The following is a 26955-nucleotide window of genomic DNA, read 5'->3' on the forward strand; positions in this document are numbered from 1 at the left end:
CACAGCTGGGTCGTCGTCGTGGCGTGGTGCGCATTAAGACTGTCATGCCTTGCTGAGAGCCGAGGGCGGGAGAGGCACGATTCCGCCGCGCCGTCCCACCGCGCGGAAAACGCTGAACACGGGTGGACAACAAGGGGTCCGGCGTGTGTACGATTCACCCCGTCGCCGGGCGGCTCCCCCCGTGGCCGCCCGGCGCTCAAACTCCCGGCGTGCGGCCCTAGACTCGCCCCGGTGACGACTCCCATCCCGGACCAGGCGCTGATCTGCTCGGCGCGGGGATGTCGCGCCCCCGCGGTGTTCCAACTGCGCTGGCACAATCCCCGGCTGCACGCCCCCGAGCGGCGCAAGACCTGGCTGGCCTGCCCGGCGCACCGCGCCTCGCTCGGTGACTTCCTCGACGCGCGCGGCTTCCTGCGCGAGGTGGTGCCGCTGCCGGAATCGCCTACGCTCGAATCGTGAACGAGCAGACCGTCCGACCACCCGCCGTCCGCCGCCACGGCGGGTCCGCCCGGTGAACGGTGCCGACCGCGCCGGCCCGCCGCCCACTCCGCCCGGGCCGCTGGAGCCCTGGCCGGAGACGGTCCGCTGGCAGCCGATCTCCCGCGACCTGATCTGGGTGGAGCTGATCCGGCTCGGCATCCTGCTGGCCGTGGCGCTGGTGGTGCTCGGCGTGATCTGGGCCGTCGCCGGGCACTGGCTGCTCGGCGCCGCGATCGGCGTGGCGCTGCTGCTGTCCGCGTGGCGCGCGGTCACCATCGTGCGCGCGGTCCGCGCCTGGGGGTACGCCGAACGCGACGACGACCTGCTCGTCCGGCACGGGCTGCTGGTCCGCCGGCTCTCCATCGTGCCGTACTCCCGGATGCAGTTCGTCGACGTGAGCGCGGGTCCGCTGGAGCGCGCCTTCGACCTGGCCACGGTGCAGCTGCACACCGCCGCGGCGGCCAGCGACGCCCGGGTGCCCGGCCTGCGCCCGGCCGAGGCGTCCCGGCTGCGGGACCGGTTGACCGCGTTGGGCGAGGACCGGGCGGAGGGCCTGTGAGCGGGCGGAGCGAGCCGGAGTCCGGCGGCGCTCCCCCGCCCCGGGAGGACCGGCCCGCCGATGCGGAGCCGACGACGAACGGACACCCCTGGCCGCCCGCGACCGGCTACGGCCCGCCCGCCCCGCCGCCGGGCCACGAACCACCGCCGGGCCACGAACCACCGCCCGGTCACGGACCGCAACCGGGGTACGGGCCGCCACACCCGGGGTACGGGCCGCCACACCCGGGGTACGCGGCGCGACCGGCTGCCGGGCCCTGGGCCGCGCCGGCCGCGCCCCCGCCCGGCCCGTGGGGTCCGCCGGCCGGCGGCGAGGAGCCGCGGCAGCGCCTGCACCCGTTGAGCCCCGCCGTGCACGGCGCGAAGTCACTGGTCGTGGTGATCGCCGGGCTCTCCTGGTCGACGCTGTCCCGGGTCGGGTTCGGCTGGTTCGCCGCGCTCGTCGCGGTCTTCGTCCTCGGCGCCACCGTGCTGTCGGTGATCAGCTGGTGGAACACCGGCTACCACGTGGTGGGCCGGGAGCTGCGGGTGTACGAGGGGCTGCTGTGGCGGCGCACCCGGGCCATCCCGCTGGAGCGGTTGCAGGCGGTCGAGGTGGTACGGCCGTTGCTGGCCCAGCTCACCGGCCTGGCGGAGCTGCGGCTGGAGGTGGTCGGCGGGGGCAAGACCGAGGCGCCGCTGGCCTATCTCAGCGTGGCCGAGGCCACCGCGCTGCGGCAGCGGCTGCTCGCCGTGGCCGGTCGCGCGCCGGCGTCCGTGCCCGCCGATCCGGCCACGCCGCCGGCGCCCGCTCCGGCCGGCCGCCGGCTGCACGCCGTGCGCAACCAGGACCTGCTGGTCAGCCAACTGCTCACGCCGCAGGCGTTCCTGCTGCCGTTCGGCCTGGCGTTCGTGGTGGCGCAGTTCCTGTCCGAGGGTTCCTGGTCGTTCATCGCGGTGGCCAGCACGCTGACCGCGATGGCCGGTGTGCTGCTCCAGCCGATCCGCCGGGTGCTCGACGACTGGAGCTTCCGGCTGGACCGCGACGACGGCACCCTGCGGGTGCACAACGGGCTGCTGGAGACGCGGATGCAGACCGTGCCGCTGCACCGGGTGCAGACCGTCGGGGTGACCTGGCCGCTGCTCTGGCGGGTCAAGGGCTGGCTGCGGCTGCGGCTGGAGGTGGCCGGCTACTCGGCCGGTGAGCCGGACGACCGCAACCGCCCGGACCGGCTGCTCCCGGTCGGTGACACCGGCACCGGCGAGCTGGTCGTGGCCGAGGTGCTGCCCGGCGTACGGCTGGGGGCGTTGCCCGCCACGCCGCCGCCCCCGCGGGCCCGCTGGCTGCGCCCGCTGAGCCGGGCGGCGGTCGGCGCCGGCCTCGACGACGAGGTCTTCGTGGCCCGCTCCGGGCTGCTGACCCGCCGGCTGACGCTGGTCCCGTACGCCCGGATCCAGAGCGTGCGGGTCACCCAGGGCCCGGCACAGCGCCGGCTACGGCTGGCCACCGTGCACGCCGACACCGCCGGCGGGGCCGGCGCGGCGGCGGTCGACCGGGACCTGACCGACGCCTGGGAGTTGGCGGCCGAGTTGACCGCGCGGGCGCGCCACGCGCGCCGGGCGGCGTAGGGAAGGGCCGCCCGGAGGACGGTCAGCGACGTTCGGCGGGAACGGCGTCCCGGTCGGCCCCGGGTGTGGCGTCGGGGCCGGCGGCGGGCGCGGTGACGCCGGTCACGGCGGTCGGGGTCCCGTCCCGGCGGGACCGTCGGGCCCGCCACCAGCGCTCGGCCAGGCCGACGACCAGGAACGTCATCCCCACGTACGCCCAACCGACCAGCACGTCGATCAGGTAGTGCTCGCCGCTGTACATCAGGGTGAACGTCATGGCCAGCGGGTACGCCAGCATCAGCGGCCACCACCGCCGGCGCACCGAGCGCAGGAAGAACAGCACCACGAACAGCGCGAACGCGGTGTGCAGCGACGGCATGGCGGCCACCGGGTTGGAGGCGATCTGCCCGGCGTTGAGCAGGTTGCCCGCGCCGTGCATGCCGATCTCCTTCCACCCCCGGGTGGAGATCCGCGCCACCTCGGTGAGCAGCCCGTTCTGCGCCGCCCACCACGGCGGCGCGGCCGGGTAGGCGAAGTAGGTGACCAGGCCGGCCGCGCAGAGGAAACCCCACCGCGACATGTACGCGATCCAGCGCCCCCGGTTGCGCATCCACAGCACGGCGGCGGCGGCGAGCGTCGCCACGAAGTGGGAGAAGTAGATCCAGCTCACCAGGACGTCCCACCAGCGCACCTGGTCCGGGTCGTAGAGGTGCTGCTGGAGCCAGATCGTCGGCACCTCGCCGCCGGTGACCCACCCGGTCAGGAAGCGGTCGGCGACGATCAGCTCCATGGCGTGCGGCGTGGCGCCGTTGTCGGCGAACCCGCGGGACAGGTTGTACGCGGCGAGCAGCAGCACCACCGGGATCCAGTCCCGGGCGAAGCGCAGGTGGCTGCGCCACGGCCGGGCCGAGTTCCAGGCGACCGTGCCGGCCCAGATCCACAGGAACGCGTACGCCGGGTCGGTGGGCAGGCCGATGGCGAGCCACGCGGCCACGAAGGCGATGCCCCAGACGGTCATCGCGATCACACGACGACGCCCGCCGTCGGGGGACGCGGTCGGTCCGGCGGGGGCGGGGGGCGGGGGATCTGTCAGCACGGCCATCGCGGACAAGGTTAACGGCGGGCGACCGGCGGACCGACGCCGACCGTCGGTGGGCCGGCCCGGAGCGGGGTCGGCGGGGGGCCCGGACGCCGGACGGTCCGCCGTCGGCTGCACTAGGCTCGGCCGCATGCAGGAGCAGCCGGAGTCGCCGTTCGCGCCGGGCCTGACCGCCCGCGTCGAGCTGACCGTGACCGACGCCGACACCGCCCGGGCGCTCGGCTCGGGGGACGTGCCGGTGCTCGGCACCCCCCGGGTGCTGGCGCTGGCCGAGGCGGCCACGGTGGCGGCCCTGGCGCCCCGGATGCCGGCCGGGTCCACCACCGTCGGAGTCCGGGTCGAGCTGGAGCACCGCGCGGCCACCCCGGTCGGGCGGTCCGTGTCGGCCCACGCCGAGCTGGTCAAGGTCGACGGGCGCCGGCTGGTCTTCGAGGTGACCGTGACCGACGGCCACACGGTCGCCGCGCAGGGGCGCGTCGAGCGGGCGTTGGTCGACCGGCAGCGCTTCGTCGAGCGGGCCGTCGGCGCGTCATGACCGCTCGCTTCGAGGAGATCGCCGCCGGCGTGCACCTGCTGCGCGAGCCCCTGCTGCGGGTCAACGTGGTGCTGGTGGTGGGCGACGGAGCCGCGCTGCTGGTGGACACGCTCTCCACCGCCGGGCAGGCCCGCGAGCTGGCCACGGCCGCCCGGGCGGTGACCCCGCACCCGTGGACGATCGTCAACACCCACCACCACTTCGACCACTGCTTCGGCAACGTCACGCTGGCCGCCGAGCCGGGCACCGAGGTGTACGCGCACGCCCAGGCGGTGGCGGTGCTACGGGACCACCCCGACGCGCTGCGCCGGGCGGCGTACGAGGAGATGCGCGCCGAGCAGCCGGCACTCGCCGACGAGCTGGCGCGCACCGAGCTGGCGACGCCGACGCACGCGGTGCACGAGCAGACCGTGCTGGACGTGGGCGGGCGGCGGGTGCTGCTGCGCCACCCCGGGCACGGGCACACCGACGCCGACCTGGTGGTGCACGTGCCGGACGCGGACGTCCTGGTGGCCGGTGACCTGGTGGAGCAGAGCGGGCCGCCGGCCTTCGAGGAGTCGTACCCGTTGCAGTGGCCGGACGCGGTGGCCGACCTGCTGCGGCTGACCACGCCGGCCACGGTGGTGGTGCCGGGCCACGGTGAGCCGGTCGACGCGGACTTCGTACGCGAGCAGCACGCCCGGCTCGCGCGGCAGGCGTGGCTGATCCGGGCCGGGCACACCGGCAGCGCCCCGCCGGAGCGGGTGGCGGCCGAGTCGCCGTTCGGGGCCCGGCCCGGCCTGATCGCGGCCCGCCGCGGTTACGCCGAACTCGACGGCACCGCCTGAGCACGCGGCCGGCGACGGCCGGCCGGTGCGGCGGCGGCCGGTCGGTGCGGCGGCGGCCGGTCGGTGCGGCGGCGGCCGGTCGGTGCGGCGGCGGTTGGTGCGGCGGCGGTCGCGGGTCAGGGGCGGTTGCGCAGGGCGGTGAGCAGCGCGTCGAGGTGCGGGGCGGCGGCCAGGACGGCCGAGCGGGCCGCGGGATCCACCTCGGCGAGGGACTCGGTCAGCAGCGCGGCGCGGTGGACCTCGTAGTCGGCCATCCGCCGGCGGGCCGCCTCGGTGACGTGCAGGCGGACCACCCGGCGGTCGGCGGGGTCGCGCTCGCGGGCCAGCAGCCCGGCGTCGGTGAGGTCGCGCACCAGCGTGCTGACCGTGTTCGGCGCGGTGCCGAGCCGGCGGGCCACCTCCTTGCCGCTGATGCCCGGGGCGGCCCGCACCAGCAGGAGCAGCTCCACCTGGGCCTCGGGCAGCGGCTCCCGAGCGGCGCGGGCGACGGTCCGGCGGCGCAGCAGCCGGTGCAGCTCCCCGAGCACGGCGCCGAAGCGCGCGATCTCCTCGTCGGTCGCCACGGAGTCACCTGCTTCACATCGCAATAGTTCTGACTACAGAGATAAGGTTACCCGGAACGCACCAGATCCAGGGGGAACCTCCGTGAGCCAGACCGTGCGGGCCACCGCGCGCCCGACCGTCGACCGGCCCGCCGCGGCCGGCGGCGGCATCACCCTGCTGGTGCTGCTCGGCACGCTCACCGCGATCGGCCCGCTCTCGCTGGACATGTACCTGCCGGCGTTCCCGGCGATGACCCGCGAGCTCGGCGCCGACCAGGCCGGCATCCAACTCTCCCTGACCACCTGCCTGGTCGGCCTGGCGCTGGGCCAACTCGTCACCGGTCCGCTCAGCGACCGCTGGGGACGGCGCCGTCCCGTGCTGATCGGCGTGGTCGCGTACGCCGTGCTCGCGCTGGCCTGCGCCGCGGCGCCGAACGCTCCCCTGCTGGCCGCCGCGCGGTTCGTCCAGGGCGTGGCCGGCGGCATGGGCGTGGTGGTCGCCCGCGCGGTGGTCCGGGACCTCTACTCCGGTCGGGACGCCGCGAAGTACTTCTCCCGACTCACCCTGGTCTTCGGCGTGGCGCCGGTGGCCGCGCCCAGCGTGGGCAGCCTGGTGCTCCGGTTCGGCTCCTGGCGGGCCGTCTTCGTCGCCCTGGCCGTCATCGGCGCGTTGCTCGCCGTCGCGGTGGCGCTGCGGCTGCCGGAAACCCTGCCGGTGCAGCGCCGCAGCACCGGCGGCCTGGCCGCCACCGCGCGCACCATGCGGTCGCTGGCCGCCGACCGGGTCTACCTCGGGTACGCGCTGACCCAGGGCTTCGCGTTCGCCGGGCTGTTCGCGTACATCTCGGGGTCGTCGTTCGTGTTCCAGGACGTCTTCGGCGTCTCCGCCACGGTGTTCAGCGTGATCTTCGGGGTGAACGCGCTCGCCCTGGTCGCCACCGGGCAGCTCAACGCCCGGCTGCTCGACCGGTTCAGTCCGCGCCGGCTGCTGGTCACCACGCTGGTGGTCGGCCTGGTCACGGCGGCCGGCGTGCTGACCGGCGCACTCGCCGGCAGCCTGGCGGTGACGGCGGTGGCGCTGTTCGCCTTCGTCGGCTCGCTGGGCATGGTGATGCCGAACAGCACCGCGCTGGCGCTGGACGCGCACGCCCGCCACGCCGGGACCGCCGCCGCGCTGATGGGTGGCGTCCAGTCGGTGGTCGGCGCGCTCGCCGCACCCCTGGTCGGTCTCGGCGGCGAGGGCAGCGCCCTCCCCATGGCCACCGTCCTGGCCGGCGCCGCCACCCTCTCCCTGACGGCGGTCCTCACCCTCACCCGCCCCCGCTGACCTCCGCCGCCCGAGGGCCGGTGTGTTAACAGGGGGCCCCTCCTCTACCGGAGGCGTTAAGAAGGGGCCCCTCCTTTCACGCGAAGCGGGCGGTGACGGCGGGGCGGGTGGGCATGGCGGTGGCGCCGCCGGGCGACTCGCACACCAGCCCGGCCACCCGTAGCGCGAACGCCACCCGCTCCCGCCAGCCGAGCGCGTCGGCCGGTTCGCCGGCGGCGAGCAGCTCGGCCACGAGCGCGCCCATCACCGAGTCGCCGGCGCCGGTGGCGTCCACCGCCTCGACCTTCGGGGCGGGCACGCGCACCACGTCGTCGGCGGCGGCGACCAGGGCGCCGTCCGCGCCGAGCGTGACCACGACGGTGGTCGCGCCCAGTTCCCGCAGGTACGCCGCGACGCCCGCGACCGGCTCGTGCGGGTAGAGCACCCGGGCGTCGGCGCTGCTGAGCTTGACCAGGTGTGCCCCGGCGGCGAACTCCGCGACCACCCCGCGCAGCCGGTCCAGCGCGTCGGGCGCGGTGAGCAGGCTGGGGCGGACGTTCGGGTCGAACACCCGCAGGCCGCCCGCGATCGCCCAGGCGCGGCGGGCGGCGGCCAGCACCGGCGGGTCGAGCAGCACGATCGAGCCGCAGTAGAGCACGTCGGCGCCCTCGACCAGCGCCACGTCCAGGTCGTCCGGGCCGAGCAGGGCGTACGAGCGGGGCTCGCCGTAGAAGCGGAACTCCGGCTCCGGACCGGCGAAGGTGGCCACCGCCAGCGCGGTCGGGGCGGGCACGGTCACCGCGCCGGCCACGCCCACGCCGGCCCCGGTGAGGAAGGCCCGGATCCGTCCGGCCAGCGCGTCGTCGCCGAGCGAGCCGACGAACTGCACGTCCCCGCCGAGCCGGGCGACCGCCACCGCCACGTTGAGCGGCCCGCCGCCGACCGCCTGCCGGTAGACGGGTTCCCCGTCGTGCTCGGCGTCGAGCAGGTCGACAAGCGCCTCGCCGAGCACCACCGCGTACCCCATCCTGGCTCCTCTCCTCGTCCTCCCCCGATCCTGGCGCATGCCGGGATCCGGCGCGACGGGACCCGGGCATCGACCAGCGGCTATTGCATACGGCGGCCGGACGTGATGGGATGGCGCTGCCGGGAGGGCGCGGTGGGCTGCCGCGCCGCCGGGTCGAGCCGACGCGAGGGCACCCACGGTCCGTGGCACGGACCGCAGGCGGTGCGCGTCCCCCGACGGTTCCGGCCGCACGCCGACCGCCGGGCGCGGGCACCGCGATCGTCGCATCCGCTCGTCGCAGCGGGGCGGGCCGAGAGCAGGTCGCGCTCCGCCAGTCAGGAGATCCCCGTGCACCGATCCCGTACGGCCGCGCTGGTCACCGCGGCCCTCACCCTGGCCCTGGGCGCGTTCGCCCTGGCCTCCCACTCCGATCCGGCCGCCGCGCACGGCGCGGCCATGACGCCGGGCGCCCGGACCTACCTGTGCTGGAAGGACGGCCTCTCCGGCACCGGGGAGATCCGGCCGAACAACCCCGCCTGCTCCGCCGCGGTCGCCCAGAACGGGGCGAACTCGCTCTACAACTGGTTCAGCGTGCTGCGCTCGGACGCGGGCGGACGCACCGTCGGGTTCATTCCCGACGGCAAGCTGTGCAGCGGTGGGAACCCGAACTTCAGCGGCTACGACGCGGCGCGCAACGACTGGCCGATCACGCACCTGACGGCCGGGCGGTCGATGGAGTTCCGCTACAGCAACTGGGCCCACCACCCGGGCACGTTCTACTTCTACGTCACCAAGGACAGCTGGAGCCCGACCCGCCCGCTGGCCTGGAGCGACCTGGAGGAGCAGCCGTTCCTGCAGGTGACCAACCCGCCGCAGCGCGGCGCGGTCGGCACCAACGACGGGCACTACTACTTCACCGGCAACCTGCCGACCAACAAGAGCGGCCGGCACATCATCTACTCGCGCTGGGTCCGCTCGGACAGCCAGGAGAACTTCTTCGGCTGCTCCGACGTGACGTTCGACGGCGGCAACGGCGAGGTGACCGGGATCGGTTCGGGCGGCGGCACGCCGACGCCCACGCCGACCACCCCGACGCCCACGCCCACCACCCCGACGCCCACGCCCACCACGCCGACGCCCACGCCCACCTCGACGCCGACCATGCCGGCGGGCACCTGCATGGCGGTGTACAAGGTGGTCAGCGCCTGGCAGGGCGGCTTCCAGGGCGAGGTCATGATCATGAACCACAGCACCCGGACGTACGCCGGGTGGACCGCGAACTGGACCTGGCCGAGCGGCCAGACCATCAACCAGGTGTGGAACGGCACGTTGAGCGGCAGCGGGGCGTCGGTGACGGTCACCAACGCCGCCTACAACGGCAGCGTCCCACCGGAGGGCACCACCACGTTCGGCTTCACCGCGAACACCTCCGGCACCAACACCCTGCCGACGGTCACCTGCACCGGTCGGTGACCCCGCACCGGTAAGGGCCCCCGGGGGAACACCCCGGGGGCCCTTCACCGCGTACGGGTCAGCGCACCATGCTGCCGACGACCGGCTTGGTGAGCAGCGCGGACTGGTTGCGCTGGATGCCCGGATCGAGCGTCTTCGCCACGAAGATCGCGTGCCAGATGCAGAAGATCAGCACGGTCCACACCTTGCGGGAGTGGTCGGCCTCCTCCCGCTTGTGCTCGTCCAGCAGCCGCAGCGCGTACGACAGGTCGACCAGGTCGCCCGCTCCGGAGGTGGACAGCACGTGCCGGGCCCACTCGTACATCTCGCCGCGCAGCCACACCCGGGTCGGGGTGGGGAAGCCCAGCTTCTTGCGGTTGACGATGGCCGGCGGCACCACGCCCTGCAGCGCCTGGCGCATGGCGTACTTGGTGGCCTCGGAGCGCGGCGGCAGCTTCAGGTCGACCGGGATGCCGGCGGCGACGTTGAACACCTCCCGGTCCAGGAACGGCACCCGGACCTCCAGCGAGTGCGCCATCGAGATCCGGTCGGCCTTGACCAGGATGTCGCCGCGCAGCCAGGTGTAGAGGTCGACGTACTGCATCTTGGTGACGTCGTCCAGCTCGGTGCACTCGGCGTAGATCGGCGCGGTGACGTCGGTGTAGCGCACCGAGGGGTCGTAGCGACGCAGCAGGTGCTGCTTCTCCTCCTCGGTGAACATCCGCGCGTTGCCGTAGTAGCGCTGCTCGATCGGGGTGGTGCCGCGCTCCAGGAAGCTCTTGCCCTTGACCCCCTGCGGGATGGCCTTGGAGACCGCCCGCAGCCCCTTCTGCACGCCGTCCGGCAGGCCGTTGACGGAGCTGAGCGAGAGCGGCTCGCGGTAGATCGTGTAGCCGCCGAAGAACTCGTCCGCGCCCTCGCCGGAGAGCACCACCGTGACGTGCTCGGCGGCCTTCTTCGCCACGAAGTAGAGCGGCACCAGGGCCGGGTCGGCGACCGGGTCGTCCAGGTGCCAGACGATCTTCGGCAGCGCGTCGATCATGTCCTGCGGCCCGATCTTGGTCGGGATGGTGGTCACGTCGAGGTGCCGGGCCGAGTCCTGGGCCACGTCGATCTCGGAGTAGCCGGGCACGTCGTAGCCGACGGTGAAGGTGAGGATGTTCGGGTTGAACTCGCGGGCCAGCGCCACCACCGCGGTCGAGTCGATGCCGCTGGACAGGAACGAGCCGACCGGCACGTCCGAGCGCATGTGCATCCGGACGCTCTCGCGCAGCGTCTCCCGGATCTCGTGGTAGAGCTTCTGCTCGTCGGAGACGGGCGCCGGACGGAACACCGGCCGGTACCAGCGGCGCACCTCGATCCGGCCGCCCGGGGTCCAGGTGAGGTACTCCCCCGACCCGATCCGGCTGATCCCCTTGTGCAGCGTGCCCGGCTCCGGGACGTACTGCAGGGTCAGGTAGTGGCTCAGGTTGGCGGTGTCGATGCCGGCGTCGCCCTGGTAGGCGGAGTGCGCGAACGGCAGCAGCGCCTTCTTCTCCGAGGCCAGGTAGAGGCCGTCCTGAGTCTCCAGGTAGTGCAGCGGCTTGATGCCGAAGTAGTCCCGGGCGCCGAAGGCCCGCCGCTCCTGCCGGTCCCAGATCACGAACGCGAACATGCCGCGCAGCTTGGTGAGCACCTGCTCACCCCAGTAGTGGTAGCCGGCGACGATCACCTCGCCGTCGCCGTTCGTGGCGAACTGGGCCCCGTGGTCGCGGATCAGCTCGTCCCGCAGCTCGATGTAGTTGTAGATCTCGCCGTTGAAGGTGAGCAGGTAGCGGCCGCCGGCGTAGGGCAGGGGCTCGTGGCTGAGCGCCACGTCGATGATGGCCAGGCGCTTGTGCGCGAACACGCCGTCCGCGTACCGGCCGGAGGCGTCGCCGACCACCTCGACCCCGGTCTCGTCCGGGCCACGGTGGTGCAGGCACTCCAGTGCGCCGGCGATGTGGTCGCGGTGGGCGGCGGCGTCGCCGCGCGCGCTGAAGAAGGCCAGGAGTCCGCACATGGGGGCCATCTTTCCACGCGCCGGAAGCCACCGTCGCGGCACCGCAGGCACCTCCCGCTCCCGTGCGCGCGGTACCGTCTGGACCAGCGACGAGGCGCAGGGAGGGCGGATCATGGCCGAGGAGCGGACGCAGCAGGGCAAGCCGGCGGACGGCACGGAGTCGCACGACCCGGACTTCCCGGAGGCGTTCCTGTCGTTCATGCGGCAGGGCTGGCGGGACACCGAGCTGTCGGTCACCCCGAGGCCCGAGGTGCCCAACCACGCCAAGCGACGGGCCGCGCTGGCCGAGGCCTTCCCGGGCGAGACGCTGGTCATCCCCACCGGCACCGAGAAGGTACGCGCCAACGACACCGACCACCGGTTCCGGCCGGGCAGCGACTTCGCCTACCTGACCGGCGACCTGGAGCCCGACAGCGTCCTCGTGCTGCGGCCGGGCGGCGAGGCGACACTGTTCATGCGGCCCCGCTCGTCCCGGGCGACCGACGAGTTCTTCCGCAGCCGCCACGGCGAGCTGTGGGTGGGCCGGCGGCCGACGCTGCGGGAGAAGTCGACCGAGCTGGGCCTGCCGACGGCCGACCTGAGCGAGCTGGACGCGGCGCTGGCCGACCTGGCCCCGGGGCGTACCCGGGTGTTGCGCGGCTTCGACGCCCGGGTGGACGCCGCGGTGCGCCGGTACGACGGGCCACGCGCCGAGGGCCAACCGGGCCGCGACCGGGAGCTGGCCATCGCCATCTCGGAGCTGAAGCTGGTCAAGGACGAGTGGGAGATCGCGCAGCTCCAGGAGGCGTGCGACGCCACCGTGCGGGGCTTCGAGGACGTGGCCCGCGCGCTGCCGGCCGACCGGGCGGTCTCCGAGCGGCTGCTGGAGGGCGTCTTCGCCCTGCGCGCCCGGCACGACGGCAACGACGTGGGCTACGGCTCGATCGTCGGGGCCGGCGAGCACGCCACGATCCTGCACTGGGTGCACAACCACGGCGCCACCCGTCCGGGTGATCTGCTGCTGATGGACATGGGCGTGGAGAACCGCAACCTCTACACCGCCGACGTGACCCGGGTGCTGCCGGTCGACGGCCGGTTCACCCCGTTGCAGCGCCAGGTCTACGACGCCGTGTACGCCGCCCAGCAGGCCGGCATCGACATGTGCAAGCCGGGGGTGGGCTTCCGCGACGTGCACCTGGCCTCGATGCGGGTGCTGGCCGAGGCGCTGAAGGACCTCGGCCTGCTGCCGGTGAGCGTGGACGAGGCGATGGACCCGGCCTCCACGGTCTACCGCCGGTGGACGCTGCACGGCACCAGCCACATGCTCGGCATCGACGTGCACGACTGTGCCAACGCGCGCAAGGAGACCTACCGCGACGGCCCGCTCGGCGAGGGCTACGTGCTCACCGTCGAGCCGGGGCTCTACTTCCAGCCGGAGGACGAGCTGGTCCCCGAGGAGCTGCGGGGCATCGGCGTGCGGATCGAGGACGACATCCTGGTCACCGCCGACGGTCCGGTGAACCTCTCGGCCGGGCTGCCGCGCCGCTCGGACGAGGTGGAGACCTGGCTGGCCGAGCAGCGTGAGGCGGGGCCCCGCCTGCCCGGCTGAGCCTCCGGGCCGCGTTCCACGGCGGGCCCCACCACCGCAGGACGGTGGTGGGGCCCGCCTTTTGCGCCTTCAAGGTCCGAATGCGGGCTTTTTTCGGATACGTCTGCCTCGCGAGGAACCTTCTCATACGGTGTCGAACAGAGGCTACAACCGGTTTGTAGCTGGTCGCCCGGCCTGGGGCGGTGCGACCCGTTTGGGAAGAACCGAAAGGGCGGAAGGCTCTCATGTCCAACGACGTAACGACACCCGACGGCGGGGCCCCGACGGGCACCCCGCCGACGAGCAGGCGGCGGGCGCTCTGGGTCGCCACCGGCGTGGCCGGGCTGACCGGCGTCGTCGGTCTGGCGGCGCTGGGTGGCCTCGCCGCTCGGGACGACAAGTCCGGCGGCACGGAGCCGGTGGCGGACAACCACGCCGCGGCGCCGCAGCACTCCGACAAGGACTCCCGCGAGGAAGGCAAGGGCGACGAGCACGGCAAGGACCATGGCCAGGAAGGCCGCGAGTGGGGTGACAAGGGTGACCACGGCAAGGTCCGCGAGGTGCCCTGCGACGACGACGCCCTGGTCGACGCCCTCGACCTGACCAACCGGGACCACGGCGGCACCCTGAAGCTGGCCGAGAACTGCACCTACGAGGTCGGCGTCAAGGACCGCAAGTTCGGCGCCGCCCTGCCCGAGATCAAGCAGGACGTCACCATCAAGGGCAACGGCTCCACCATCAAGCGCGACGCCGAGGACACCTTCCGGATCTTCCGCGTCGTCGACGGCGGCGCCCTGACCCTCAAGGACCTCACGGTCTCCGGCGGCAACGCCAACGAGTTCAAGTACGGCGGCGGACAGGGACCGGCTCCGGCCAACGGCGCCCCGACCGACGGGGCGGCGCTCACGCCGATGGCGTCGGGCCCGATGGGTGGGGACGAGAAGCGGGGCGAGGGTGACGGCGGCGCGCTGCTGGTCGAGCGCGGCGGCAAGGCCCACCTGTCCCAGGTCAAGCTCACCCACAACAACGCCGAGGGCAACGGCGGCGCGATCGCCAACTACGGCCGCGTCTGGGTCGAGGACAGCAAGGTCTACGACAACCACGCCCAGGGCGACGGCGGCGGCATCTTCAACCAGGGCGTCCTCAAGGTCGAAGAGTCCCACGTCGACGACAACACCGCCGGCGGCAACGGCGGCGGCATCGCCAACGGCAACGGCGAGCAGCACGGCGGGCACGGCCCGGCCGACCTCGCCGGCGCCGAAGCGGAGAAGGACGCCAAGGGCGGCCACGACAAGCACCACGCCGGCACGGTCGAGATCATCGGGGCGCACGAGGGCAAGGACGCCTCCCTGAGCACGCTGAGCCACAACCGCGCCGGGAAGAACGGCGGCGGCCTGTTCAGCAGCGGCGGCTTCGTCACGGTCTCCTTCACCGCGATCGGCGGCAACACCGCCTGCGGGAACGGCGGTGGTGTCTACGCCGAGAACACCGACCTCGACCTCGACAAGGTGCACGTCGCCGGGAACCACGCCGACGGCAACGGCGGCGGCGTGGTGGTCACCGGCGGCAAGCACTGGGCCGGGAAGGACAACGGCGCGGCGGGCGCCACGATCTCGGACAGCGTCATCGTCGACAACACCGCCAACCGCTTCGGCGGCGGCATCTTCAACGGCGAGTGGCTCGTCAAGATCGAGGACGGCTTCCTCACCCGCGAACACGACGAGGACGACAACGCCACCCTCACCATCCGCGACACCCTGGTCAAGGGCAACACCGCCCTCAACGGCGGCGGCATCTTCAACAACAAGGCGAAGATCACCCTCACCAAGACCCACGTCACCAAGAACACCGCCACCGACTCCAGCAAGCTGCACCGCGTCGCCGGCGGCGTCCTCAACAACGAAGGACACGTCAAGCTCGACGACGAGTCCCTCATCAGCAACAACGACCCCACCAACTGCGCCAACACCGTCGAGGACTGCTTCAACTGAACCACCACATAACCGCCGGAACTCTCCTCCCGCCACCGCGGCGGGAGGAGGGCTCCGGACCCGGCATCGCTGTCGCGGTTCGTGCCCTGTGGGGTCAGCCCGGGGACCTCGACGCCGCTGGGCGTGTCGCGGCGGCTTGCCGGACGCATCACGAACGATATGACTCCTGGTCATAGGTATGACTGAGCGGTATATCGCTCTCCGGCCCTCATGTCCGCCGCCCGCCGCCCGACCCGACCGTCACCACCTCCCGCACCGCCCGTCCCGGCGCGGTGTCCCCGGCCGGGGCCTCCCGTACCTGCTGCGTCGGCGCGACCCACCCGCACCCTTATGCGGGTTTTTTTCGTATATGGCCACGAGGCGAAGAAGGCTCTCATACGGTCGTGTTCAGCAGCTACAACCGATTTGTAGCGAAGGCCGCCTCGCTGTGGCGAAGCGACCTTGTCAGGTACAAGGAGAGGGCAGAGAGCTCCGATGTCCAACTACCTTCGCAATAACGATGACGCCACCCGCGAGACCGTTTCCCCGCTCCGGCGCCGCCGGCTCTGGCTCGCCACCGGCGTCGTGGGCCTGACCGGAGCGGTCAGCCTCGCCGGCGTGGCCTACGCGACGACCGGGGTCACCGGTCCGCACCGGCTCGCCGACGTGAAGTGGTCGACCGCGCAGCAGCTCAGCGACGACGCCCACGGCGACGACGAGGGCGGGTACGGCGAGGACGAGTACGGCCGGGACGAGCACGGCAAGGACGGCAAGGACCGTGGCCAGGAAGGCCGCGCCAAGGGCGAGTGGGGCGAGTGGGGTGACAAGGGCGACCACGGCAAGGTCCGTGACGTGCCCTGCGACGACGACGCCCTGGTCGACGCCCTCGACCTGACCAACCGGGACCACGGCGGCACCCTGAAGCTGGCCGAGAACTGCACCTACGAGGTCGGCGTCAAGGACCGCAAGTTCGGCGCCGCCCTGCCCGAGATCAAGCAGGACGTCACCATCAAGGGCAACGGCTCCACCATCAAGCGCGACGCCGAGGACACCTTCCGGATCTTCCGCGTCGTCGACGGCGGCGCCCTGACCCTCAAGGACCTCACCGTCAAGGGCGGCAACGCCAACGAGTTCAAGTACGGCGGCGGACAGGGACCGGCTCCGGCCAACGGCGCCCCGACCGACGGGGCGGCGCTCACGCCGGCCCAGCCGGCCGCCCCGGCCGCTCCCGCGGTCGCGGGGGCTCAGGCCGCCACCGCGGCGCAGGCCGCCACGGCGCCGGCGCAGGCCGCTCCGATGGCGGCGGCCGCTCCGGTGGCCGTGGCCGCACCGGTCGCGGACGCGCCGGGCAAGGAGGAGAAGCGGGGCGAGGGTGACGGCGGCGCGCTGCTGGTCGAGCGCGGCGGCAAGGCCCACCTGTCCCAGGTCAAGCTCACCCACAACAACGCCGAGGGCAACGGCGGCGCGATCGCCAACTACGGCCGCGTCTGGGTCGAGGACAGCAAGGTCTACGACAACCACGCCCAGGGCGACGGCGGCGGCATCTTCAACCAGGGCGTCCTCAAGGTCGAAGAGTCCCACGTCGACGACAACACCGCCGGCGGCAACGGCGGCGGCATCGCCAACGGCAACGGCCTGTCCGGCAAGCACGACGCCGAAGCCTCTTCGCTCAAGGGCTACGACCCGAAGGGCAAGCACGACGAGGCCGGCACGGTCGAGATCATCGGCTCCGACCACGGCAAGGACGGCGTCAAGTCCACCCTGTCGCACAACCGCGCCGGCAAGAACGGCGGCGGCCTGTTCAGCAGCGGCGGCACCGTCACCGTCTCCTTCACCGCGATCACCGACAACACCGCCTGCGAGAACGGCGGTGGTGTCTACGCCGAGAACACCGACCTCGACCTCGACAAGGTGCATGTCGCCAAGAACCACGCCGACGGCAACGGCGGCGGTGTGGTGGTGACCGGCGGGAAGCACTGGGGCTACCCCAACAACAAGGACGAGGCCAGCGCCACCATCTCGGACAGCGTCATCGTCGACAACACCGCCAACCGCTTCGGCGGCGGCATCTTCAACGGCGAGTGGCTCGTCAAGATCGAGGACGGCTTCCTCACCCGCGAACACGACGAGGACGACAACGCCACCCTCACCATCCGCGACACCCTGGTCAAGGGCAACACCGCCCTCAACGGCGGCGGCATCTTCAACAACAAGGCGAAGATCACCCTCACCAAGACCCACGTCACCAAGAACACCGCCACCGACTCCAGCAAGCTGCACCGCGTCGCCGGCGGCGTCCTCAACAACGAAGGACACGTCAAGCTCGACGACGAGTCCCTCATCAGCAACAACGACCCCACCAACTGCGCCAACACCGTCGAGGACTGCTTCAACTGACCTGACGGTCCCGGGGTACGGACCGGCCCCCCTGCCACGAGTGGCAGGGGGGCCGGTCCGCCGGTGGATCAGCTCTGGACGAAGACCGCCACGCTGCGCGCCGGCACCGTGAAGGTGCCGCCGGCCCGGTCGAACGAGGCCGTCCGCAGCGCCGGATCGGCCGAGTCGCGCAGCACCGGGTGCAGCGCCACGGTCGCCCCCCGCAGACCGCTCACGGTCTGCTTCGCCGTCTCCGGGGTGGCGTTGAAGACGACGGTCACCGACTTCCACTTCCCGTCCAGCCCGCGGGCGTCCAGGGTCATGGTCAGCACGCCCGGGGTCTCCTTCTCCCCGGACAGCGGGAACGCGACCCGCTTCTGCACCTGCGCGGCGGTGGACAGGCCGAACACCGGCGAGGAGCGCCGGACCCGCAGCAGCTCCGCGTACCGGGCGTCGGCCAGCTCGACCGCCGCGCAGTCCGGCACCAGCTTCGGATCGGCCAGCAGCGGCTTCGCGTACGGCCACTTGTCCTTGTTGTCCTGCTCCGGCGGCAGGCCGGCGCCGAACCCGTTGCCCTGGGCGCAGTCCCAGCGGATCTGGTTGAACCAGTCACCGGAGTTGTACGAGTTGCGGTCCAGCGACTTCGAGCGCAGCCGCTCCGAGCCGGCCGTCACGAACCCGGTGCCCTGCCCGAGCGCGGTGGTGGCCAGCGCCAGCACCTGCATCCGCGCCCGGTCCTGCGCCGAGGTCCCCTGCGGCAGCTTGTACGCCAGCGCGTCGTAGAGGATCTCGTTGTCGTGCGCGTCGACGTACGTGACCGCCTCGCCCGGTGCTGCCGTGTAGCCGGCCGGGGAGCCGTTGTAGTCGACCTGGGCGCCGGTGACCGTCTTCCCGGCGGAGTCGGTGAACCGGTAGTCACGCAGGTTGCCGGTCAGGCCCACCTTGATCAGGTCGTGGCCGTGCAGCAGCCGGGCCTTCTGCTCGGCCGCCGAGCCGTTCACGGCGTCCCCGTTGGGGTCGGTGAACAGGCCGGAGGCGAAGCCCTGCACGCGCGGGTTGGCGTCGAACGGACCGCCGCCGCGCACCGCGTCGCGGAGCCGGTCGTTGAACGTGCCGACCCCGGTGCCGGCCATGTTGGCCTGGGTGGCCTGGACGAACCGGGCGTCGTTGGCGACCTCGCCGAAGTTCCAACCCTCGCCGTAGAGCAGGATCTTCCGGCCGTCCACCCCGTCGCGGGCGAGCGTGAGCTTGTCCAGCGCGGCCCGCACGGCCAGGATGTTCGCCTTCGGGTGGTGACCCATCAGGTCGAACCGGAAGCCGTCCACCTTGTACGCCTTGGCCCAGGTGACCAGCGAGTCCACCACGAGCTTGCCCATCATGGCGTGCTCCGGGGCGGTGTTGGCGCAGCAGGTCGAGTTGGCGACCGCGCCGTCGTCCAGCAGCCGGTGGTAGTAGCCGGGCACCACCTGGTCGAGCACCGACTTCGGGTCGGTCCCCGCGGCCGAGGTGTGGTTGTAGACCACGTCCATGACCACCCGCAGGCCGGCCTGGTTCACCCCGGCGACCATCTGCCGGAACTCGGTGGTGCGCTTCGCGCCGCTCGGGTCGACCGCGTAGCCGCCCTCCGGGACGGTGTAGTGCAGCGGGTCGTACCCCCAGTTGTAGCCGTCGGTCTCGGCCACCGCCGCGACGCACTTCTGCTGCTCCTCCGAGTCCGGCGGCAGCTTCGCCAGATCGCAGGCGGGCCGGGCCTGGTCGGCCCGCTTCTCCGGGATGGTGGCGAAGTCGAACGCGGGCAGCAGGTGGAGGTAGTTCACCCCGGCGTCGCCGAGCGCCCGCAGGTGCGTCATCCCGGCGGTCCTCGGGTCGGTGAAGGCGAGGTAGGTGCCCCGCTTCTCCGCCGGGACCGTGCTGTCGGCGATGGAGAAGTCGCGCACCGACAGCTCGGAGATCTGCGCCTTGGAGGCGGGCGCCGCCGCGGGCTTGCGCAGCTTCGACCAGCCGGCCGGCGCCAGGGCCGGGTCGCTCAGGTCGACGATCTGGCTGTGCGTCGAGTTCGGCGCGAGCGCCACCGAGTACGGGTCGGTCACCGACGCGGTGACCACCTTCTGCGCCGCCGGCTGCCAGGCCTCGACCTGGTAGCGGTAGTAGCGGCCGGTCCACGCCTTGGTGCCGCGCACCGACCAGACGCCGGTGCGGTCGTTGCGGCTCATCGCCACCGTGCTCGGCTGCGCCGTCGGCGAGTCGAACAGCTGCAGCGACACCTTCCGCGCGGTCGGCGCCCACACGGCCAGGGTGGGCACCCGGCCGGCGAACGTCGGGCCGAGCTTCGCCCCGGTGGCCGCCGCGTAGACGTCGTCGAGCACGCCCGGGATCTGCACCCCGGTGGCGCCGAGCAGGGCGCCCTCGGCGTCCCGCTCGGTGACCACGAGCTGCCCGCGCAGCGCCGCCGGCACCTTGGCCAGGTCGGCGCGGTCCAGCGTGAACGCGCGATAGGTCCAGAGCTGGGGGTACGCCTGCCGTTGCGCCTCGGTCAGCCCGTTGCGCTGCGCCCGCAGCGGCAGCGTGGTGTACGTGCCGGTCAGCTCGCCGTCGGCGATGCCGAGGCCGCCGGCCGGGGCGGCGACCAGCGCGTACCGCTTGCCGTCGGTCGGTCCGGTGGCCCAGGCGACGGTGGACCGGTCGATCCACTGCGCCTTCTGCTTGGTCAGGTCGAGGTCCTTGGCGGCGCCGGTGGTGGCGGCGGGCAGCAGCCGACCCTTGACCCCCGCCAACAACCAGACCTCGTGCCCGACGGCGGTCAGGTCGAGCCGCTGGTCGTCCGGCTGGTCCTTCTCGTCGCCACGGTGAATGATGTAGCTCAGCCCGGTCGCGCCGGCGGCGAGGGGCACCCGGAACACCGCGCCGTACGCGTCGATCTTCTCCGGCTTGAGCGGGGCGGCCCAGTCGGTCGGGTTGGCCGCGCCGTCCCACAGGTACAGGCCCCAGCCGTCGTAGTTGCCGTCGGCCTTGCGCCAGTGGATGACCGCGGTGCCCTGGTCGACCGGCGGGTCGGGCTCGCCGGTGGCGGCCTGCCGGGTCGGGTAGAGCGTCGGGTCGCCCTGCTTCACCCAGACCTCGCCGGTCTGGGTCACGTCGATGGTGCGGTCGTTCGCCACGTCCTTGTTGCCGTCTTTGTCGACCACGAGGAAGCCGACCGACTTCGCACCCGGCTTGAGCTTCACCCAGGCGAACCGGCCGTACGAGTCCTCACCGGCGAACGGCTGCCCCTTGGGCCACTCGGTGGCGTACGCCGGGTCGATGTCGCCCCAGGTGTAGAGCCCCCAGTCGTCGTACCCGCCGGCCGGGCGCTGGTAGTGCACGATCGCCCAGTCCCGGGACGCGCCCTGGGCCGGCGTGCCGACGGTGCCGGCGGTGCGGGCGGTGGCGGTCCGGCCCTTGCCGTCGCGGACCACCGCCTTGTACTCGACCTTCGTGCCGCCGGCCAGGCCGGTCAGGTCGTGGTGGACCGTGTACGGGGCCCGGTCGGCGGTGCCCAGCAGCGTCCACCTCCCGCCGGGGACCCGGGCGGCGAACGTGACGGTGGCCAGCGGGTCACCCTCGACCTGGGCGGTGATCGCGGTCCGGGTGGGGACCGGCGCGTCACCCGGCTCGGTGAGCGTGATCCGCGGGGCCGCGCCGGCCGCCGGGATGGCACGGTCGGCCTTGAGCACCACTGCCGACATCGCCGGCACGGTGAGGCTCAGCTTGCCGTCGCCGCCGGCCGTGGTGGTGGCGGCGCCGCCGTACACGCCGGTGAAGCGGCTGCCGGCCGACCACGTGTCCACGGTGACAGTCTGCGGGGTCGAGGCGTTGTTCACGGCCGCGACGTACTCCACCCGATCGGACGCCAGGACGCGGGAGAACGCGAAGACGCCCGGGCCGTCGGCGGCGTGGCGGGTGACCTGGACGCCGTCGCGCAGCGCCGGGTGCGCCGCCCGCAGCTTGCCCAGCTCGGCGATGGTCCGGTAGAGCGGGTGCCGGGTGTCGTACTGGTCGGCGGCGTGGGTGCGGGTGGTGCCGATCAGGTCGTCGTCGAGGTAGTCCGCGGTGCGCGAGGCGAACATGTCCTGGCGGGCGTCCTTGTCGCCGCCGGGGCCGGTGAAGCCCTGCTCGTCGCCGGAGTAGACCACCGGCTGGCCTCGGGTGAGGAACATCAGCTGGTGGGCGAGCTGGTCGCGGCGCAGTTGGGCGGCGTCGTCACCGCCGGCCGCGGCGATGAACGAGCCGATCCGGCCCATGTCGTGGTTGCCGAGGAACGTGGTCAGCCGGTTCGCGTTCGTGCCGCGGGCGGAGTAGAGGTCGTCCTTGGCGTACACGTCGGCGAGCGCCTTGGCCGAGCCGTCCGCGGCGGTGTAGCCGCGCGCGGCCTCCTGGAACGAGAAGTCGAGCGTGGCGGGCAGGCCGCCCTGCCGCACGTAGGTCGACTCGATCTCCTGGTCGGCGCTGTAGACCTCGCCGAACATGAAGAAGTCCTTCTTGCCGGCCTTCGCCGCGTAGGCGTCGATGCCCCGGGTGAACTGCGGCCAGAAGTCGAGGTTGGCGTGCTTGACCGTGTCCAGGCGGAAGCCGTCGACGCCGGCCTTCCCGATCCACTGGCCGTAGATGTCGGTCATGCCGCGCACCACCTCGGGACGCTCGGTCCACAGGTCGTCGAGGCCGAAGAAGTCGCCGTACTCGCTGTTCTCACCGGCGAAGGTGGAGTCGCCGCGGTTGTGGTACATGGTCGGGTCGTTGAGCCACGCCGGGACCTTGACCTTCGCGTCGGCCGGGCTGGCGAACGTCGGGGTGTACGGGAACGACGTCGAGTTCACCGCGGGGAACTTCCGCGTGCCGTCGGCGTAGTTGCGGTCCTCGAAGGCGCGCCCCCGCGTGTCCGTGTACGGCGCGGTCTTCTTGTCCACGTAGCCGTACTTGTCCTCGGCGTACCGGATGATGTCGGCGGTGTGGTTGACGATGATGTCGAGGTAGACCTTGATCCCGCGCCGGTGCGCCAGGTCCACCAGCTTCTTCAGCTCCGCGTTGGTGCCGAAGTGCGGGTCGACCTGGGTGAAGTCGGTGATCCAGTAGCCGTGGTAGCCGGCCGAGACGTCGGCGCCGGTGCCCTGCACCGGCCGGTTCTTGAAGATCGGCGCCAGCCAGATGGCGGTGGTGCCCATCCCCTGGATGTAGTCCATCTTGTCGATGACGCCCTTGAGGTCACCGCCGTGGTAGAAGCCCTTGTCCTTCGGGTCCAGGCCGGTGGCGAGCCGGTCGCCGCGGAGGCCGCCGGTGTCGTTGCGCTTGTCGCCGTTGGCGAAGCGGTCCGGCAGCACGAAGTAGAACTGCTCCGCCTTGGCGGTGGTCCGGCCGGCCTTGAGCAGCGTGTCGGCGGACGGTTCGCGGTCCCACTGCGGGGCGTTCCCGGCCGCGAGCACGTCGGGGGTGGTGGCGCGGTCGGTGCCGTCGGCGTTCAGCTGGTGGAGGGCCACCGGAACGCCGACGAGAGTGAGTACGAGGGAGGAGACCAGGGCGAGCAGCGCCTTGGGGGATATCGGCGGCGGTTTCATCGACGGCCTTTCTCTGGTCGCTGATTCGCCCGCACGCTAGCCCTTGCCGAAACATTCTGCAATACCTTGCAAACGATGCTGCAACAAAGCAGTCATCTTGCAAGCGAGGTGCCGGCGTCGCCGCCCGATCAGAGCCCGGCGCAGGTCACGCCGTCGACCGTGCAGCTCGCCGGACGGAGGCCCGCCCGTTCGATGTGGAACTGCACCGGCACCGACGCGCCCGCGGCCAGGTCGACACCGCTGCGGTAGGTGAACACGTCGTCGGCAAAGCCGAACGTGCCCTGCTCGGCGCCCTGCACCCAGGCCGTGACCAGCCGGCCCCCGGGGAACGTCAGCCGCACCGTCCAACCCCGCGCCGCGCCTCCGGTGTTGACCAGCCGCACCTCGCCGATGAAACCGCCGTCGAAGCTGCTCACCACCGCGTACCGGCCGGTCACGGCGGACGGCGGGGCCGGCGGCGGAGGCGGCGGGGCGGGTCGGCCGCCGGCGCGCGGGCTGCTCGTCGGCGCGACCGGCGTCGGCGCGGCGGGCAGCACGGTCGACCGCGGGGACAGCCCCGGGACCACGGGCCGCGCGGCGGTGCTCGACGGGGCGGCCGGGCCGCCGGACGGGGTGGGCGGGGACGACGGCAGCCCCGGCAGCGACATCACCGGGTCCGACGGCGCGGCCGCCGGGAACGTCCGCCGGCCCCGCACCGAGCCGAGCGCCACCACCAGCAGCACCACCATCACGATGACCCCGATCGCGACCAGGACCCAGGGCGACGAGGTGATGGCGGCCCCGGGCGAGGAGCCGGGGCGACGCGTACGGGACATGGTCCTCCGTTCGGCGGGCCGGGCCAGCGTAGCCACGGAGACCGGGGTACGGCGAGCGGTCCGCGGGGTCTGCCGCGCGACGGCAGGCACCTGATACGTTGCACGCCGATCAATGACCACAATGGCTCGTGCAGCCGGCAGGACGGGTGGCAGTGACTCAGTGGCAGGGCAACATCCGGCGAGCGTCCACGCAGGACGCCGCCGTCGTGACCGCAATCCTCGCCGAGGCGTTCATGCGCGACCCGGTGAGCGGCTGGATCTTCCCGGCCGACGACCACCGCGCGCGGGTGCACCCCGCGTTCTTCGGGCCGTTCGTCGCCCTCGCGCTGCGGACCGGTGAGGTCCACGTCGCCGGCGACGGTCTGGGCGCCACGCTCTGGCTGCCGGTCGGAGGCGACCACGCTGAGGACGAGGGTGAGGAGCTCGCCGACCTGGAGAGCGCGATCGGGCCGGAGGCGATGAAGCGCTTCGGCGTGCTCGACGAGCTGATGGCCGCCAACCACCCCGGCGAGCCGCACTGGTACCTGCCGTTCATCGGCGTGCACCCCGACCACCACGGCAGGGGTGTCGGATCGGCGTTGCTGCGCGACCGGCTGGCCGAGCTGGACCGGTCCGGCACCGCCGCGTACCTGGAGGCCAGCACTCCGCGCAACGCCGCGCTCTACGAGCGGCTCGGTTTCCGGCGCCGTCCGGTGACGCTGGACCTGCCCGAGGGACCCAGCCTCTACCCGATGTGGCGCGACCCCGCCTGAGCGGGGCGGTCCCGCCCCGGCCCGTCGGGGCGGGACCTCAGCGGCGTACCGTCGTGGTGCTGGCGTCGAGCGCGCCGACCACGGCGGCGAGCAGCCCGTCGAGCTGCGCCGGCAGGAACCGCCGGCAGTCCCGCATCCGGCCGCCCACTTGCGGGTCGAAGATGTGCGCGGCGAGCCCGACCGCCTCGGCGAGGCTGGCCAGCAGCAGCGTGCCCGGGTCCAGCTCGGCCGGGGACGAGTGCATCAGCATGGCGGTCAGCCGCACCCGGGGCGAGGCCGCCTGGTTCGGGTCGATGGCCGGCCAGCGGACCGACCGGCCGATGAGCTTGCCCTGCTCGCGTCGCAGGACGCCGGCGGTGACCAGCCGGGTGCCGACCCGCTCGTTGATGTTGAGCTGGGTGCGCAGGTAGCGGATCCACAGCCGGGCCGGATGCGCGCCCTCACGACGCAGGATCTCGGTGATCAGCAGATCGGTCAGCGGCTCCTGCCACAACCGTGGGTCGACCGCGGCGATGCCGCCACCGTCGAGCGCGATCCGCCCCTCGAACATCAGCTCGGCGAGCGCGGCACCGGCCAGCCCGCACTCCAGCCGGTCGACGGCGACGTGCGGCTTACCGGTGAACTCGTCGTGTCCGATGAGGAACAGCGCATCGGCGAGCCGGTACGTGGCTTGTGCCCCGGGGTAGGTCATGGTCCATCCTCGAACGGTGGCCGTGATCGTCGACACGGGACGGTACGGCATGACCACGCACAGCTCAATTCCGGTCGCACGCGCGCGCCCCAATCGATATCGAAGTGGGGTTGTGACGATCCGTGATCACCAATACCCTGCCTGAGGCTGTTCCGAAGTAGACACCCCTACCCCCTCACCCCCTCCCCTGGAGAAGCCTTGTCCTCCGATCCGTTCTTCTCCGACGGTGGGCTGCGCCGTGGCCGTCTCGGCACCGCCCATCTCGTCTTCTTCACCGTCGCCGCGTCGGCCCCGCTGACCGTTCTCGGCGGCGGCGTCACCACCATGTACGCCGTCAGCGGCAACATCGGCGCCGCGCTCGGCTTCCTGCTGCTCGCCGCCGTCCTCGCGGTCTTCGCCACCGGCTACGCCGCGATGAGCCGGTACGTCGCCAACGCCGGCGCGTTCTACGCGTACATCGCCAACGGCCTCGGCCGGGCCGGCGGGGTGGCCGGCTCGGCGGTCGCGTTGGCCGCGTACAACGCCATCCAGATCGGCCTCTACGGGCTGCTCGGCGCCATCGTCTCCGACTTCATGTCGGCCAAGGCCGGGCTGGACCTGGCCTGGTGGGTCTGGGCGCTGCTGGCCTGGGTCTTCATCGGCCTGCTCGGCGTGCTGCGCATCGACCTCAACGCGAGCGTGCTGGCGGTGCTGCTCGTCCTCGAGTGCATCGTGGTGCTGATCTTCGACCTGGTCGCGTTCGCCCACCCGGCCGGCGGCAGCGTCACCACCGCCGGCATCAGCCCCGGGCAGTTGTTCGGGGCCGGGTTCGGCGCCGTGCTCGCCTTCACCATCGCCTCCTTCACCGGCTTCGAGAGCGGCGCCATCTACAGCGAGGAGGTGAAGGACCCGCGGCGCACGGTGGCCCGCGCCACCTACATCGCGGTCGCCTTCACCGGTCTGTTCTACGCCTTCTCCGCCTGGGCGCTGACCGTGCTCACCGGGCCGGAGAACGCGCCGCAGGCCAGCGGCGAGGCCGGGCCGGGCGTCGTCTTCGGCGCCCTCGACCAGTACACCGGCGCGGTCGTCGCGGACATCGCCAACGTCCTGTTCATCACCAGCGTGCTCGCCGCCCTGCTGTCGTTCCACAACGGCGTCGCCCGCTACCTGTTCGCGCTGGGCCGGGAGAACGTCCTGCCCCGCTTCCTCGGCGCCACCTCCAGCCGCAGCGGCGCTCCGGTCGCGGGCTCGCTGGTGCAGAGCGTGCTGGCCGTGGTCGTCTTCCTGACGTTCGCGGTCACCGGCCGGGACCCGGTCATCGACCTGTTCACCTGGCTGTCCGGCTCGGCCGCGGTCGGTGTCGTGCTGCTGATGACGCTCACCTCCGCCGCCGTCGTCGGCTTCTTCCGGGGCCGCTCCGGCCCGGAGACGCTGTGGCAGCGGGCGATCGCCCCGGCGCTCGGCACGGTCCTGCTCACCGCCGTGCTGCTGGTGCTGCTGTTCAACTTCGACGCGCTGCTCGCGCCGGACACCGCGAGCTACCTCAAGTGGCTGCTGCCGGCGATCCCGGTGATCGCCGGTGCGCTCGGCCTGATCTGGGGCGCGGTGCTGCGGACCAGCCGGCCGGACACCTACCGCCGGATCGGCCAGGTGACCGAGGAGGGCCTGCACGAGCCGGGCCTGCACTCGGCGCCCGAGGCCGACCACTGGGTCGGCAGCCGCCGCTGACAAGTAAGGAGGGGCCCCTTCTTAACGCATGCGGTAGAGGAGGGGCCCCCGCTTAA

At 72.8% G+C, this 26955-nt stretch carries 19 protein-coding genes; 12 read left to right on the forward strand and 7 right to left on the reverse strand.

The window, feature by feature from the left end:
• The first annotated feature begins 231 nt into the window (after window positions 1–231).
• The 3 genes from ACN27B_RS30705 (at window position 232) to ACN27B_RS30715 (ending at window position 2646) form a co-directional block, all read left to right on the forward strand.
• A complete protein-coding gene (locus ACN27B_RS30705; protein ID WP_091573470.1) occupies window positions 232–459 on the forward strand; it encodes a hypothetical protein in 228 nt (75 codons plus the stop codon).
• 52 nt (window positions 460–511) lie between these two features.
• Complete coding sequence (locus ACN27B_RS30710) at window positions 512–1039, forward strand: PH domain-containing protein (protein ID WP_099164437.1); 528 nt, start codon at window positions 512–514, stop codon at window positions 1037–1039.
• A gap of 329 nt (window positions 1040–1368) precedes the next feature.
• Window positions 1369–2646 (forward strand): PH domain-containing protein, encoded by a 1278-nt coding sequence (locus ACN27B_RS30715; protein WP_099165018.1) that lies wholly within the window; start codon window positions 1369–1371, stop codon window positions 2644–2646.
• A gap of 22 nt (window positions 2647–2668) precedes the next feature.
• On the opposite strand, the gene ACN27B_RS30720 is transcribed toward ACN27B_RS30715, so the two are convergent.
• Window positions 2669–3727, reverse strand: coding sequence for a phosphatase PAP2 family protein (locus ACN27B_RS30720; RefSeq protein WP_099164436.1), 1059 nt, complete (start codon window positions 3725–3727; stop codon window positions 2669–2671).
• Window positions 3728–3854: 127 nt separating this feature from the next.
• Here ACN27B_RS30720 and ACN27B_RS30725 point away from each other — a divergent pair, with 127 nt between their 5' ends.
• Together ACN27B_RS30725 and ACN27B_RS30730 are read left to right on the forward strand one after the other, a co-directional pair.
• Entirely contained in the window at window positions 3855–4259 is a 405-nt protein-coding gene (locus tag ACN27B_RS30725; protein ID WP_098747968.1) for a thioesterase family protein, read from the forward strand.
• Entirely contained in the window at window positions 4256–5086 is an 831-nt protein-coding gene (locus ACN27B_RS30730; RefSeq protein ID WP_099164435.1) for an MBL fold metallo-hydrolase, read from the forward strand. Before ACN27B_RS30725 ends, ACN27B_RS30730 begins: the two co-directional genes overlap by 4 nt.
• A 116-nt stretch (window positions 5087–5202) precedes the next feature.
• Here the strand turns inward: ACN27B_RS30730 and ACN27B_RS30735 are convergent, their stop codons facing one another.
• On the reverse strand, window positions 5203–5649 hold the full coding sequence (locus ACN27B_RS30735) for a MarR family winged helix-turn-helix transcriptional regulator (protein WP_098747972.1): 447 nt from the start codon (window positions 5647–5649) through the stop codon (window positions 5203–5205).
• Window positions 5650–5731: 82 nt separating this feature from the next.
• Here ACN27B_RS30735 and ACN27B_RS30740 point away from each other — a divergent pair, with 82 nt between their 5' ends.
• Window positions 5732–6955 (forward strand): multidrug effflux MFS transporter, encoded by a 1224-nt coding sequence (locus tag ACN27B_RS30740; RefSeq protein WP_422742833.1) that lies wholly within the window; start codon window positions 5732–5734, stop codon window positions 6953–6955.
• 76 nt (window positions 6956–7031) lie between these two features.
• Here ACN27B_RS30740 and ACN27B_RS30745 read toward each other — a convergent pair whose 3' ends face one another.
• On the reverse strand, window positions 7032–7961 hold the full coding sequence (locus ACN27B_RS30745) for a carbohydrate kinase family protein (RefSeq protein WP_099164433.1): 930 nt from the start codon (window positions 7959–7961) through the stop codon (window positions 7032–7034).
• A 327-nt stretch (window positions 7962–8288) separates the two neighbouring features.
• Between ACN27B_RS30745 and ACN27B_RS30750 the strand changes: the two genes are divergently transcribed.
• Window positions 8289–9413: a lytic polysaccharide monooxygenase auxiliary activity family 9 protein gene (locus ACN27B_RS30750; protein ID WP_099165017.1), complete on the forward strand. Its 1125-nt coding sequence runs from the start codon at window positions 8289–8291 to the stop codon at window positions 9411–9413.
• A gap of 58 nt (window positions 9414–9471) precedes the next feature.
• Here ACN27B_RS30750 and asnB read toward each other — a convergent pair whose 3' ends face one another.
• Window positions 9472–11433: an asparagine synthase (glutamine-hydrolyzing) gene (gene asnB, locus ACN27B_RS30755; RefSeq protein ID WP_099164432.1), complete on the reverse strand. Its 1962-nt coding sequence runs from the start codon at window positions 11431–11433 to the stop codon at window positions 9472–9474.
• Between the two features lie 112 nt (window positions 11434–11545).
• On the opposite strand from asnB, the gene ACN27B_RS30760 reads away from it, so the two are divergent.
• From ACN27B_RS30760 to ACN27B_RS30770, 3 genes are all read left to right on the forward strand, one after another.
• Window positions 11546–13021: an aminopeptidase P family protein gene (locus ACN27B_RS30760; protein ID WP_099164431.1), complete on the forward strand. Its 1476-nt coding sequence runs from the start codon at window positions 11546–11548 to the stop codon at window positions 13019–13021.
• A gap of 224 nt (window positions 13022–13245) precedes the next feature.
• Window positions 13246–14991: a hypothetical protein gene (locus tag ACN27B_RS30765; RefSeq protein WP_422742837.1), complete on the forward strand. Its 1746-nt coding sequence runs from the start codon at window positions 13246–13248 to the stop codon at window positions 14989–14991.
• A gap of 474 nt (window positions 14992–15465) precedes the next feature.
• Complete coding sequence (locus ACN27B_RS30770; RefSeq protein ID WP_422742839.1) at window positions 15466–17367, forward strand: hypothetical protein; 1902 nt, start codon at window positions 15466–15468, stop codon at window positions 17365–17367.
• 68 nt (window positions 17368–17435) lie between these two features.
• Here the strand turns inward: ACN27B_RS30770 and pulA are convergent, their stop codons facing one another.
• Window positions 17436–22934 (reverse strand): pullulanase-type alpha-1,6-glucosidase, encoded by a 5499-nt coding sequence (gene pulA, locus ACN27B_RS30775; protein ID WP_422742841.1) that lies wholly within the window; start codon window positions 22932–22934, stop codon window positions 17436–17438.
• Between the two features lie 128 nt (window positions 22935–23062).
• A complete protein-coding gene (locus ACN27B_RS30780) occupies window positions 23063–23749 on the reverse strand; it encodes a cellulose binding domain-containing protein (protein ID WP_422742845.1) in 687 nt (228 codons plus the stop codon).
• Window positions 23750–23895: 146 nt separating this feature from the next.
• Between ACN27B_RS30780 and ACN27B_RS30785 the strand changes: the two genes are divergently transcribed.
• Window positions 23896–24501, forward strand: coding sequence for a GNAT family N-acetyltransferase (locus ACN27B_RS30785; protein ID WP_253866275.1), 606 nt, complete (start codon window positions 23896–23898; stop codon window positions 24499–24501).
• 37 nt (window positions 24502–24538) lie between these two features.
• Here ACN27B_RS30785 and ACN27B_RS30790 read toward each other — a convergent pair whose 3' ends face one another.
• Window positions 24539–25192, reverse strand: coding sequence for a GOLPH3/VPS74 family protein (locus ACN27B_RS30790; protein ID WP_099164425.1), 654 nt, complete (start codon window positions 25190–25192; stop codon window positions 24539–24541).
• 198 nt (window positions 25193–25390) lie between these two features.
• On the opposite strand from ACN27B_RS30790, the gene ACN27B_RS30795 reads away from it, so the two are divergent.
• Window positions 25391–26899, forward strand: a complete 1509-nt coding sequence (locus ACN27B_RS30795) for an APC family permease (RefSeq protein ID WP_099164424.1) — start codon at window positions 25391–25393, stop codon at window positions 26897–26899.
• The last annotated feature ends 56 nt before the right edge of the window (window positions 26900–26955 follow it).

Source organism: Micromonospora sp. WMMD754 (genome assembly GCF_049315235.1).
GTDB lineage: Bacteria > Actinomycetota > Actinomycetes > Mycobacteriales > Micromonosporaceae > Micromonospora > Micromonospora sediminicola.

What these genes read in the sequence shown, in the direction of transcription:
- ACN27B_RS30720 (WP_099164436.1), bottom strand. Translation starts at nt 3,727, where the DNA reads ATGGCCGTGCTGACAGATCCCCCGCCCCCCGCCCCCGCCGGACCGACC.
- ACN27B_RS30725 (WP_098747968.1), top strand. Translation starts at nt 3,855, where the DNA reads ATGCAGGAGCAGCCGGAGTCGCCGTTCGCGCCGGGCCTGACCGCCCGC.
- ACN27B_RS30730 (WP_099164435.1), top strand. Translation starts at nt 4,256, where the DNA reads ATGACCGCTCGCTTCGAGGAGATCGCCGCCGGCGTGCACCTGCTGCGC.
- ACN27B_RS30745 (WP_099164433.1), bottom strand. Translation starts at nt 7,961, where the DNA reads ATGGGGTACGCGGTGGTGCTCGGCGAGGCGCTTGTCGACCTGCTCGAC.
- asnB (WP_099164432.1), bottom strand. Translation starts at nt 11,433, where the DNA reads ATGTGCGGACTCCTGGCCTTCTTCAGCGCGCGCGGCGACGCCGCCGCC.
- ACN27B_RS30760 (WP_099164431.1), top strand. Translation starts at nt 11,546, where the DNA reads ATGGCCGAGGAGCGGACGCAGCAGGGCAAGCCGGCGGACGGCACGGAG.
- ACN27B_RS30765 (WP_422742837.1), top strand. Translation starts at nt 13,246, where the DNA reads ATGTCCAACGACGTAACGACACCCGACGGCGGGGCCCCGACGGGCACC.
- ACN27B_RS30770 (WP_422742839.1), top strand. Translation starts at nt 15,466, where the DNA reads ATGTCCAACTACCTTCGCAATAACGATGACGCCACCCGCGAGACCGTT.
- pulA (WP_422742841.1), bottom strand. Translation starts at nt 22,934, where the DNA reads ATGAAACCGCCGCCGATATCCCCCAAGGCGCTGCTCGCCCTGGTCTCC.
- ACN27B_RS30780 (WP_422742845.1), bottom strand. Translation starts at nt 23,749, where the DNA reads ATGTCCCGTACGCGTCGCCCCGGCTCCTCGCCCGGGGCCGCCATCACC.
- ACN27B_RS30790 (WP_099164425.1), bottom strand. Translation starts at nt 25,192, where the DNA reads ATGACCTACCCCGGGGCACAAGCCACGTACCGGCTCGCCGATGCGCTG.